Annotated in this window: 6 protein-coding genes; 1 reads left to right on the top strand and 5 read right to left on the bottom strand. The window is 51.1% G+C overall.

The genetic code is table 11. The annotated features are described in order from the left end of the window. Positions 1 to 144: 144 nt before the first annotated feature. A complete protein-coding gene (locus tag HVZ39_RS18350; RefSeq protein ID WP_181632807.1) occupies positions 145 to 9,477 on the top strand; it encodes an autotransporter outer membrane beta-barrel domain-containing protein in 9,333 nt (3,110 codons plus the stop codon). Between the two features lie 189 nt (positions 9,478 to 9,666). Here the strand turns inward: HVZ39_RS18350 and HVZ39_RS18355 are convergent, their stop codons facing one another. The 5 genes from HVZ39_RS18355 to rclB all read right to left on the bottom strand — a co-directional run bounded on the left by HVZ39_RS18355 (position 9,667) and on the right by rclB (position 13,221). Next, positions 9,667 to 10,434 carry an EAL domain-containing protein gene (locus HVZ39_RS18355; RefSeq protein WP_181632808.1) on the bottom strand — a complete coding sequence of 256 codons (768 nt, stop codon included), beginning with the start codon at positions 10,432 to 10,434 and terminating at the stop codon, positions 9,667 to 9,669. Positions 10,435 to 10,535: 101 nt separating this feature from the next. Beyond that, the gene (locus HVZ39_RS18360; protein WP_346011485.1) at positions 10,536 to 11,123 is read right to left on the bottom strand and encodes a helix-turn-helix transcriptional regulator; all 588 of its coding nucleotides are present in this window, start codon (positions 11,121 to 11,123) and stop codon (positions 10,536 to 10,538) included. Between the two features lie 24 nt (positions 11,124 to 11,147). Then, entirely contained in the window at positions 11,148 to 11,834 is a 687-nt protein-coding gene (locus HVZ39_RS18365) for a PilZ domain-containing protein (RefSeq protein WP_016152158.1), read from the bottom strand. 578 nt (positions 11,835 to 12,412) lie between these two features. Beyond that, positions 12,413 to 12,973: a reactive chlorine resistance membrane protein RclC gene (gene rclC, locus HVZ39_RS18370; RefSeq protein WP_075846848.1), complete on the bottom strand. Its 561-nt coding sequence runs from the start codon at positions 12,971 to 12,973 to the stop codon at positions 12,413 to 12,415. An 11-nt stretch (positions 12,974 to 12,984) separates the two neighbouring features. Next, entirely contained in the window at positions 12,985 to 13,221 is a 237-nt protein-coding gene (gene rclB / locus HVZ39_RS18375) for a reactive chlorine resistance periplasmic protein RclB (protein ID WP_049282516.1), read from the bottom strand. Positions 13,222 to 13,255: the final 34 nt, after the last annotated feature.

Raw genomic sequence — 13,255 nt, forward strand, 5'->3', positions numbered from 1 at the left:
GGCTCACTTTTTAATTCCGCATCGCACGGAAGGGAATCCTATTTCCAAAAATCTATTACCGGGTAGCACATCCGCGTGCCAACCATAGCCAACAACTCAATGTATTAACAATACACATAACAGGAATGTAGACGAGGGTTATATATGAACAAAGTTTACAGCATTATTTGGAACGCGGTGCTCGGTATCTGGGTGGTCGTTTCCGAATTAACCAAAGGAAAGAAAAAAAGCAGCTCGCGTAAAACTGTCGCCGTACTGGCGGCCGGCGCATTAAGCGCTGCTTCAATGCAAGCTTCAGCAACTCCGATCATCGACATCGGTGAACATAATATTTTCGCCGACTACCAGACAGGTATTTCTGTTGGGGATTATGAGGGTGTCCACGACTACGGATTCTTATATGAAGATATCACTGCTGGTCAGGCGCTCAATATCAGCGGCGCGATCCCAACCATCAGTCCGGGTCAAAGTGGCGTTGTTGAATCAACGACCATCAGAGAGCTACTGCAAACCGGCAAAATCACCCTGCAGGCCACCAGCCCTGACCAGGGCGTAAAAACGATTACTACCGCCGAGGAGCTGGCGGAATACCTGACTTATAACCAATCATCAACGCCTTCGCAGAGCACAGAATTTGAGATTAACGACCCGGCGTTCCCCGGCGAAAAAACAACCATTAAAGTCTTTGATACCAACGCGTTAAGTAACTTTCTTACCGAATCACAGATTGGCGATTCGGCATTAAACACTTACGATCCGACGCAGTCTAAAATCTACAAACAATTTGGCATCGCGCTGGCGACAAACGGCTCCACGGCCAATCTGAATTTGGGCGACGACACGCTCAATGTACGCGCCAAAACCAATACCATCGAATTACTGGCCAAAGACTCCTCCTTACTGGAGGCTCAGGACGCGGGTAGCCAGGTTTACTGGCAATCCGATAACTTTATCAAATTTAACGCCGCCCCGGTTATTCCTGAAAAAACCTTCGCCGGCTCAGCGCAAACCTCCGTGTTTGGCGATGATGTCACGCTCATGACCTACGGCTATGATACGGACGGCAAAGTCGTCGAAACGGGTGAGCGCACATTTAACATCACCAACACGCAGGAGTTGGCCGAATTTAACGACTGGCTGTTGGGCAATAGCAGCGACGCGGCGGAAAACCCGGAAGGCGAAAAAGTCAGCCAAATCCAGCTGTGGCTGGAAACGGATGAAGTCACTACCGTCACCGCAGCACAAACGAAGTATGCCGAGCTGATTGATGGTCTGATCAATTCCAGCAAGCCCTCTGACGTGCTCAGTTGGGATTACGACGTCTGGACAGACGGCTTATCGCATGCCAATAACGCGACCGCTGACCGCGGTGAGCTGCATGCTATTTACGCCAACGGCGCAGGCACCTCCGGCACCCTGAACAAAGATGCGATTCTTGCCGTTGACGGCAGTATTAATGGCGTCATGAAAGCCGTTGATGGCGGGGTTATCACAAACTTTGGCGAACTGAACGCATTACGAACGTCTACCGGGCAGAGCCTGGCGATTGGCATGCTGGCAAAAGACGCGACGGCAACCAACAACGGGATGATCAACTCCGGGCTGTTTATCGATAAAGACGGCAACCAAAACGTCAACAGCTATGGCGCATTTGGTATGCAAGGTCAAGGCACCAGCCAGCTCGCTAACAACGGCATCATCAACCAGGCGATCACCACCGATAACTTTGGTACCGCTTCGGCAGCCGATCCCTGGAGCAAAGACGTCCCCGCTTCTTCGCTGACGCTGGCGATTGGTATGCAATTGTCTGACGATGCGCAAGGGGTCAACAATGGCGAGATTAACGTCGTAGACGGACGTAAAAGCGGTACATCCTTTGCCAGCGGCACCGCTTATGGCGTAGAAGTCGCCGGGAATGCCACCTTTACCAACGCTCAGAATGCCTCTATTTCTCTTGGTCGCGACGCAAGCGATCCGGCTAAAGATGTCACTATGGCAGGCGGTTCCAGCCTGAGCGCCGGTATTATGATCAAGAGCGCCAAAGAGGTGATTAACAACGGCCTTATCACGCTGGGAACCGGCGTCCGTAACGCCGCGGGGATTTTGGTCGGAAATGCCACGGGCAACGTCCTCAATACCGGCAATATCGTGATCAATGGCGGTTCTACAGGGGGCAGCAGTAAGAACTACGGCATCTCCGTACACGACAGCGGCGCAGAAAATAATCAGGAAATCCGTAACGACGGCAAGATTAACGTGAATGGCACCAACAACGTAGGGATCCACGTTAGCGCCAATAACAAAAATGCCGAAGTCACCACCAGCGCTGCAGGCGCTATCGTGGTGGACGGTGAAGGCGGCGTCGGTAACCGTAACTACGCCATCTGGGCGGAAGGTGACGCCAACGGTCAGGCAGTGGTTAACGTCTATTCCAATATTACGCTGGATAAAGCCGGTAACATCGGCGTCCACGTGCGTGATAACGCCATCGCTAACGTTGACAGCTTAAGTAGCCCCTCATTTAACAGCACCGATCAGATTGGTTATTACCTGTATGGTAAGGGCGCTACCGCCAATATTGGTCAGGCGGTGATGAATGACAACGGTCAGGATCGCACCACCATTTTCCGTATCGCCAATGGCGCATTGCTGGCCGGTAATACCACTAACCCGAAAGATCAGTCCACTTCCAACCTGGATCTGACTCTCAGCGGTAACAATTCCGTGGGCGTTCTCGCCACCGGCGCAGGCAGTAGCGTAGATACCGGTGAAGCAACGTTTACCGTTAAGGGTACTGACTCTGCGGCGCTGGTTATCGAAGGCGGCGCGAAAGGGACCATCAGCGATAAAACCACCATCAATTTAACCGGTGAAAGAACCGTTGCCGGGGTTGTGGATGGTCAGGCGCATCAGTTGAATGGTAATACGCAGGGCAATGCCACGAGCACGACCCTGACCTCAAACGCGAAGATCACCTCTGAAGCCAGCGGCAACAAGGTAATCGCCTATGTGGCGAGGAATCTGGGCAACCTGATCCTCGATACCAAATCGATTATCGATCTGGCCAGCGTCGACAGCATTGGTGTCGATGTTCAAAAAGGCGGTAGCTTAACCAATAACTCCTCCCTCGCCCTGCATGTCAGCAACGGCATCGGCGTACGCGCCTCAGGCTCCAGCGCGCAGATTAATAAGCTGGGCAAAATTCAGGTTGATGATGGCACCGCTGGCGTTCTGTTAACCCAAGGGGCAAGCCTGCTGATTAACGGCATGACTGGTGACAGCATTACCACCGATGGCTCCGCGGACGGTATTCGCCTGGCCGAAGGCGCTGGCGCTCTGGCCGCGCAAAGCGTGATGATCCGCGCTGATGGTACCGGTGCCGGTATTCAAAACGATGCCAACAACACCAATATCACGCTGCGTGATGTCACCATCGACTCCAACGATGGCCCAGGGATCCGCACCAGCGTGGCGCTGACCATGAACGATGGGCTGAACAACATCCTCAACGTCAACGGTAAAGGTACCGGCTTCGCCTTTGAACAACGTAATGGCGACGCGGTGACGGGCAATCTAACCATCGGCAAAGGCTATACCATTGAGGTACTCAACAGCGAAGGCAGCGGTATCCGCGCCAATACGGACGGTCGTATCACCACCAATGCCGACATCAACGTGCATGACAGCGCAGGTGGTTCAGCAATCATCGCGAAAAACGTTAGCGCATTGACCAACAGCGGCAAGATTATCTCTGCCAGTACCACCTCACCGGTAATAGACGCCAGCGGCGACAGCAGTAAAGCCATCACCAACACGGGAACCCTGCAGGCCATCAACGACTCGGCCGTGGCAGTTCAGTCTGGTAAAGGCAATGACACCATCGATATCAGCGGCGGTGTGACCAGCGGCGTAATCAACACCGGCGAAGGTACAGATACCTTCAACTGGCGTAGCGGCTCTTATGCTGGCGAAGTGAATTTCGCGGGTACTGGCGGTAACAATAAAGCCAACATCGGCAATGTGACGCTGGATAAAACGCGCCACATTCTCACCGCAGCGGGTACGGGCAACGCCCTCACCTTCACTGATACAAAAGATGCGAAGATTGGTACGCTGGCTAGCGACAACCTGAATACCGGTACCAACATTGGCACCGGCTGGGATTCACTGACCATCAGCGGGTCAAATGCAGATGTACGCATCGTTGAAAACCTGAATCTGGCGAGCGAAACCCTTGCTGTAAACAATGGCGCCACGCTGCGTACCGGCGATCACGTCGAACCAACCAGCACTGCCGCAAGCATTGGCGATTACAATGTCACCACCCAGGGCGCAGACAGCAAGGTTATCTTCGATACTCAGGGGGATACCTCAGCAGCACAGATCTATCGCGGCATCATCAGCGGCGACGGGAAATTTGAACGTGCGGCGGGCGGCACCACGGTGTTTACCGCCAACAACAGCTACACCGGCTCTACCACCATTGATCAAACCGGTACGCTGCAGTTAGGTGACGGTGGAAATGAAGGCGAAGTGAGCACCGTCTCTGACATCATCGACAACGGCGTATTGGCGATTAATCGCGCCAACACCGTGCTGCTCAACGGTGTGATCTCCGGTATCGGCGCGCTACAGCAAATCGGCGGCGGCATTACCCGTCTGAACGGTAACAATACCTATACCGGTAACACCACCGTTACCAACGGCACGTTGCTGGTGAATGGCGATCAAAGCGCGGCGCGCGGCGTCACCACCGTCAGCGGCACGTCCACACTTGGCGGTAAGGGCATTATCGGCGGTAACGTGCTGATGAACGATGCCACAACCATCAGCGCCGGTGACGGCGGTGCGGGTACGCTATCTGTTAACGGTAATCTGCAGCTTGGCAGCAAAACGACCTCCGCTTTCGAACTGGGGCAGGCCTTTACGCCAGGCGGTGCGCTAAACGATCTGGTGAACGTGGCAGGCGATCTGCAACTGGACGGGACCCTGGATGTTACCACTTCGCAAGGCGGTAACTTCGGACCGGGCGTGTACCGTATCTATAATTACGGCGGTACGCTGGATAACCAGACGCTGGAGCTGGGCGCAATACCGGACAGTCAGGATAAGAGCAATATTTTTGTCCAGACCTCTATCGACAAACAGGTCAACCTGGTGAACGCCAACGGCGTTACCCTGCAATTCTGGGACGGGGCGACGGTAAGTCAGAGCCACGGCGCGTCGGGCATTGAGGGCGACAGCAAAATTGACGGTGGCGATGGCAAATGGATGGCGATCGGCAGTCAGGGTGATAACAACTGGACCACGGCAACGGGCGAAGGTAACGCACCTTGGGCGCAGAAGTCCTTTGCCGTCTTCACCACCAAAGGTGGCACCGTTACCGTGGATAACGCCGCGGGAGAAGTTAACTTCTCCGGGGCACAGTTTGACGCCGATGGCTATGTCGTTAAAGGCGACGCACTTAACGCTTATGCCACCACGGAAAACGCGACTCACGCCGGCCAGACGCCGGGAACCGGTGAACTGCTGCTGCGCGTTGGCGCGGGTGGCGCGGGGCAAAACTATACCGCGACCATTGAGTCCGTCATCCGCGAAGCCAGCACGACTGACAAGCTGACGCTGGTGAAAACCGACCTTGGCCGTCTGATCCTCAGCGGTGATAACGCGTATCGCGGCGGCACACGCATTGATGGCGGTACGTTGCAGATTTCCGCCGACAGCAACCTCGGTCAGAGCGGAACCGACCTGGCTATCAACAACGGCTCCACGCTGCAGATGGGCGCGGACCTGACCAGCAATCGCACCATTGCGCTGGGCGCGAATGATAACGCGGCGGTGTTTGACCTCAATTCACATAACTTCACGCCAACCGGTGAGATTACCGGCGACGGTAAACTGAAAGTCACCAGCAGCTCAAGCGATGCGGGCAGTACTCTGTCGCTCAATCGCGCGAACAGCTATAAAGGCGACACAGAAATTGCCGGTACCGGAAATGCCAACAATGTGACGGTCAACGTCAGCAAAACCGGGGCCTTTGGTAGCAATGAAAACAGCACCGTGAACGTCAATAACGGGGCGACGCTCAATGTCAGCGGAACAGAGACCAGTCTGAAATCCCTGACCATGAACATCGCCGACAGCCTGTTAACACTGGCGGATAACGTCACCGCCGCGAGCGCAAAACTGAACCTGACGGGCACAGCGAAAGCGCTGTTAACCGATAACGCCACCGCGGGCGAGGCGACGGTTAACGTGTCAAAAGACAGTACGTTGGCGCTGGAAGAAAACGCCAGCGGTGGTTCTGCTAGCGTGAATAACAGCGGACTGATGACCTTTGCGGACCAGGCGTTAGCAGAGAATACCGTCGTTAAAAACCTGGCGGGCGGCAAGGTCGATATCAGCGCAGTCGACAGCGCAACATCTATCGGCTCGTTGTCCGGCGCGGGGAATGTCGAACTGGGCAATAAAGAGTTGTCGCTGGGTAATCTGCACCTTGATGACACCATCAGCGGCATTATCAGCGGCAACGACGGCAGCCTTGTGAAAATCGGTGACGGCACGTTAACGCTGACCGGCGATAACACCTGGACCGGCACCACGGACGTCAATGAAGGCGTACTGCTGGTCAACGGTAATCAGTCTGCCGCGACCGGTCAGGTGACGGTGAAATCTGGGTCAACGCTCGGCGGGAACGGTATTATCGGCGGCGCTGTTGATGTACTGGATGACGGCCATATTACCGCGGGTGCGGCCATCAACAGCGTGGGTAAACTGACTACCGGTTCACTGACGCTCAGCGATAACGCACAGCTTGATTACCAGTTTGGTCAAGCCTATACCCCAGGCGGAGCCTTCAATGACCTGATTGATGTCAATGGCGATCTGACGCTCGATGGTAAGCTCAATATCCAGACCTCTCCAGGCGGAAGCTTTGACGTTGGTGTTTACCGCGTCATCAACTACACCGGCACATTAACCAACAATGTGATGGACATTGCCGACGCGCCGGAAGCTGCGGACAGCCTGTACGTACAAACCTCGGTTAAAAACCAGGTTAACCTGGTCAACCATGCCGGGCTGACGCTACGTTTCTGGGACGGCACCGGCGGTGAGAATGGCGAGCTGAAAAACAACGGCGTCATCAACGGCGGCGACGGTATCTGGCAATCCAGCCAGGGTAATGACAACTGGACTACGGATGAATCAACGCCAGAAGGCGCGCTGAATGCACCGTTTACCGATGCCGCGTTCGCCGTCTTCCAGGGTGAAGCGGGCAACGTAACCGTCGATAACAGCAAAGGCGACGTCATCATCAGTGGCGCACAGTTCGCCACCGATGGTTATCGCGTGGGCGGAGAAGCCATTACCACCGATACGGCTAATACGCTGATTCGCGTCGGCGATGGCACAGTAGACGGCGCTAACTACACCGCGACTATCGACAGCGTGATCCGCGGCACCGGCGGCTTGAATAAAGGCGACCTCGGTACGCTCATCCTCACTGGCGACAATACTTACAGCGGTGGAACCACCATCACCTCAGGTACGCTGCAGGTGGCGGGTGATACCAACCTTGGCGCACCAGAGACGGGAATTACCTTTAATGGTGGTACGCTGAAATATGGTGAAGCGTTTGATACCGCTCGTCAGGTGACTCTGGAATCCGGCGGCGGGACATTCGACACCAACGGACATAACGTTTCTCTGCTGACGGAAGTCGAAGGTAACGGTCAGTTGACCAAAACCGGTAAAGGCTCCCTCACCCTGACGCTGGATAACACCTACACCGGTGGCACCACCATCGAGCAAGGCGTTTTACAGCTGGGTAACGGCGGTGATATCGGCAGCATTCAGGGGGATATCGTTGATAACGGCGTACTCAACGTCAATCGTGGCGATACCCTGGCGCTGACCGGTAATATCAGCGGCGAAGGCCAGCTGCATCAAACCGGCAGCGGTGTTACGGAGTTGCATGGTGAAAACAGCTACAGCGGCGCAACGCTGATTGCCAACGGTGTACTGCAGGCGGGTAATACCAACACTCTGAGTAGCGCATCACACCACTACGTTGTCGCTGACACTACCCTCAACACGCAAGGTTACAACCAGACGGTAGCGGGACTGAGCAACGGCGGCGATGTTTCACTCATCGGCCAGCAGACTGGCACAACGTTAACCGTCAAAGGGGATTACACCGGCGAAAAAGGGACTATCAACATGGCGGCCACACAAAATGGCAGCGGCGCAGGCATTGCCGACCGTCTGATTATCGATGGCGGTAAAGCCAGCGGTAGTACGCTATTGGATGTCGATGGTTCTGGTCTCGGCGCACCAACTATTGGTGATGGTATCGAAGTGGTAACCGCGCTCAATGGCGCAACCACTACGGCACAAACGTCACGAGACGCCTTCCATCTTGCCGCCGATCGTATGGCAGCAGGCGCATTTGAGTATCAACTGCATGCGGGTAACGCTCAGGGTCAGGGTGAAAACTGGTATCTGAGAAGCGAATATCGTCCAGAAACTATGCTGTATTCTGGTCTCGCCAGCGTCGTTCGTCAGGGCGACATCAGCCTGTTAGGCAACATGCACCAGCGTATGGGGGACGAGGTTAAACCGGGTATTGATGAAGACAATCGCGCCTGGGCAAGAATGATTGGCTACTCCGGTAAAACCAAACTGGATGATGCGGCTGGAACGCAAACCAGCTCCCATACCATGGGGATTCAGGTTGGCGTCGATATGTATGCCAACGAAAGCTGGAAAGCCGGGATGTATACCAGCATTCTTGATATCGACAGCAACGTGAAAGGCACGAAGACAGGCAGCGACGGCAAAGGCGGCAACATCGACGACAACGCGTTTTATGTCGGCGGCTACGCCACCTGGTTCTCGGGCGACGGGATGTATGTTGATAACGTCCTGCAATACGGTAACCATAAATCCCGCCTGGCGGCGACCGGTAACAACGGCTCGTATACCGTCAGAGGCAACACGCTGACGGCGTCAACAGAAGTGGGTAAATCGTTCCGTTTAGGCGCCAGCGCATGGAGTCTGGAACCTCAGGCTCAGTTGATCTATCAATACAGCGACTTTGATAACGGGCGGCTTGATGGTGTAACCCAAACGAAAGTGAAAATGGATACCGCGGATTCCTTTACCGCCCGTCTGGGCGTGCGTCTGGTCGCTGACTATGACACCAACCATGGCAAATTCCAGCCTTACGGCAGGGTCAACGTCTGGCAGGGTCTGGGTTCAAAAGACAAAACGCACTTTAGCAATGCGGTAGCCACCACCACGCTTGAGTCTTCACAACAGTACTCCAGCACTGAAGTTGCAGCCGGTCTGTCATGGTCTATCGACAGAAACCTGCAGGTTTACGGAGAACTGGGTACGCAATTTAGCAACGGTGGCAGTAAGTCGCAGGTTGAAGCGCCGGTTAATGCATCAATTGGCTTTAAGAAATCGTTCTAAGCTGACATAAACTCGCTAGCCCTCTGTTTAACAGGGGGCTTTTTTTTGCCTGTCCCGGATACAAAGCTACCTGATGCGCTTAACGTATCAGGCCTACGGACTTATTTTTATAGGCAGGAAAAGCGCGGGAGCGGCCCTCTGGCAACGCGAAACAATCGAGGTTCAGGGGAACAACAGAGAGGGAGAAGATTAAGGATTATACTGCGTCAGGAGTAACGGGATCTCTTCTGCCAACACCGGGGGAGAAATGAAAAAGCCTTGAATTTTGTCACAACCAATCTGCATCAGCCGGTCCAGTTCGGACTGGGTTTCCACCCCTTCAGCAAGAACTTCAATACCAAAATTGTGCGCCAGTGAAATTATACCCTCGACAATCTTTGTTGAGCGGGTATCGGGTTCAATGCCGGCGATAAATTCCTTATCAATTTTTAAGGTATCAAAAGGATATTTCAACAGATAGTTAAGATTGGCGTGGCCGGTTCCAAAATCATCAAGGGCAATTTTGACCCCTATCTCCTTCAGCTCCGTCATATTTTTAGCCGCGACCTGACTGTCGCACAGCGGCGACGTTTCCGTGACCTCTATCTGGCATCGATGGGGCGGGAGACCACATACAGTAAGATTTTTTCTGACGCGTTGGGGTAACAGCGGATCGCAGAACTCAAGCGCGGAAATATTGACGGACAATACAAGGGGCTCTGGCCAACGGGTTGCCACATCCCAGGGAGTGTGGGTAACCATATCTTCAATTGACATGATATTGCCGCTGTCTTCCAGCAAGGTAATAAAAACATCGGGAGAGATCATCCCCATCTGGGGGCTATTCCAACGCATTAATGCTTCAAACCCGCTAATACGCTGATTACGCAAATTAAAAATTGGTTGATAAACCATATAAAGCTGACTGGTATTCAATGCCTTTTCAAGCGCGGTTAACACCTCACTAGAATTAAACATTCCTCTCTCCCTCAACAAATCATAAAAATTAAAAACCAGTCAATATCACTCCCGAATTGTATCTACTATTAGGTGTGTTACATCAGAATAGAATGGCCAGGTTAGGGTAAAAAAGACATACGATGGGTAAATCTGACAATTAATTTATTTAATTCCGAGGTATTGGTCATTCCCAGCTTGGTGACGACCCTCATTTTATGCGCCTGGATAGTTTTATAATTCAGGCTGACTAACTCTGAAATTTCTCTGGCGGTATATCCGTTTACCAATAAATTCAGAATCTGCTGCTCTCTCTCGGTTAATCTTTTCTGTGAACGATACAGCCGGGGATTCCATTTCCCGGCCGTTAACGACGCCAGTTGACCGAAATCGCGCAGTGAAGATTTCTCCGTCAAAACTATCGTTTTTTCAACATATAATAACTCTACACATAATTTCGCCACCAAACTATCAGCAATAATTACCACGACATTATTATAAAACTTGAAGCGGTTTTTATTCAAAAACTGCACGATAGTTGAACATGGTTGTTCGTTATCAATGATATTAAAAACCATGGTTTGATGCTGGCATAATGATGACTGATGCAACATATCCTCAAACTGGAATGTTTGTATCGGTACATGTTTGCTTGTCAGGTAGGCGAACAAACCATTGCCCACAAAATTATCACTGCCACACATCAACATCCTGTTCATCGCTCCTTATCAGCATCAAATCTTGTTACTCATTAAAAATTTAATAATAATCTTTTCGACCTCTGCCTCTTCACGACGATTTTTAAAATCGAACTCACATGAGATCTGATGACAGGCATACAATTGATTATCCTCATCAAATTCATTGATCATGACGACATCGATCACTTTCAAATCCAGCTGTAAACTGCCAAACGTATCAAAATCCAGCGCGGCATTTTTAATCACCGCATCTTTATAGAGAAAACGGGAGTTCACATCTTTAACAATTAATGCACAACCGCCCTGCGAGATGTTTTTAATCTTCAGAGAGTAGTTTTCTCCGTTTTTGTAACGACCAAAACAGAAAAAGTCGTAACCCTTCAGGAAGGAAAAACGCTGATTTTGTCGCTGCTGGGCAAAGAAAATCATATCCGGGATGAAGTAGGATAATCCTGCTTGTGCACCTGCTGATAAGGTTTGTTCGAATCTGGCACTAAATTTTACAATCCCACTTTCACTGTGCAGGATAAAGTACTGGACCTTTTCAGGAACAATGTCTTCGTGTCCAGAGATGACAAACCGCTCGAAATCAATCTTCTCTAACTGCGTGATAACACTATGGTTTTCACATAAAACTTCAAGTTTCGTTTTCTTGTGCAACTCTTCACGAAGGGTAGCGATGATTTCAAACTTGTTGTCCTTTGCTAATCCAAAGCTCATTCTAAAACCCTTATTTCCATATTTAAGATATGTCTCGCTTTTGGTTACTCACAAAACGCGAGATCAGCATCCACCCCTGGTGCTTAATTACCATAGTGGATTCCATGTCGAACAGTTGGTTAAAAATTAAGTTTTTAACTATCTTTAGCCATTTATTGATACGTAAAAACATTTAATCAAAGTTAATTCTAGCTGAAGCCATGCCTAAAACCACATGAAGTTGTTGGCTAACTATAACAAAAGAGAATAATAAAATTTTTTGAGATGTCATTTTGAGATAACAAATAGCAAGAACTACACAGAAAAAAATAGAGGGAAATGAATGGGTTTTGATGAAAGGACCACGCAGTATGCGGACTGGCGTGCTATCGCAAGAAGAAGAGAAAATGCTTACGGCACTATATCATTAACCAGGAATATAGCTCCGACTAGTTATTGTGAAAAAGTGAATAATTATATTTCACCTGTAAAATAAATTTACCTTAGGGCAGAAAAAAGGCCAGCATCCTGCTGGCCCGGTAATTACCGAATCGAACTATAGAGGCTTACTGTCTTACAGAGGGTACCACGTTAAAAATTCAATACTTTTGCTTAATAATTGATCGCGATGAATCTGCGATGATCATCACCGCTCCCGCCAGCATTAATGTGTCTTTCAACACCAGACGCCCGGCTCCGGACAAGTACGGAAAACCGTGGTGCAAATCGCCCAGTGGCATCACCCATGCTTCCGGTGTGGTAATTAAAAATGATAAAGTCACAATCGGAGTAGCAAATGCCAGTACGCCACCAATTAATCCCAACCAACGGCTAACAGGATTAGCCAGCACCAGCAATGCGATCAGCACTTCGACTACGCCCAGACCATTGGAGAACGTATAGGTGTTATTCGCCTTCTGCCATTCCCGCTCCTGCGGTTTAAACTCACCTTCGTGGGTTAAATGCTGCTTATATTCTTCTGGATGTTCATAAAAAAATGACATTACCGGACTATTGGCAACAAATGGCGTAATACTATCGGCTTCGTAAGGTACAAATTTCAATAAGCCAATCCAGATAAAAATAATGGCAATACTCAGGCGAATCAATGTTAATCCAATTCTATCGCCCTTGCTGAGTAAACGCAGATACTTTTCCATTCAGACTCTCCTCACTTGTACAAAATTGCGGTTGCGTGAGTGCTGCTATCAATGCGCATTGAGGTGATTTTCCAGGAAGTTGCCTTATTTTCCTGCGCCAGTCTGGCGATTGCATGTTCAACAACAGAAGGTGCGGCGGCAATTGCCGACACGCTGACGCGGGCTACTTCGACCGGCTGTTGTGCCAGTGCAGAAAATGTCACCGGCGCAGTCAGTAAAGCAGTCAACAATAATGAAGTTTTAAGCATGTTCATTTCTATTTCCATTAACAAGTGATTTCAC

Source organism: Citrobacter sp. RHB35-C21, from assembly GCF_013816515.1.
Lineage (GTDB): Bacteria > Pseudomonadota > Gammaproteobacteria > Enterobacterales > Enterobacteriaceae > Citrobacter > Citrobacter braakii.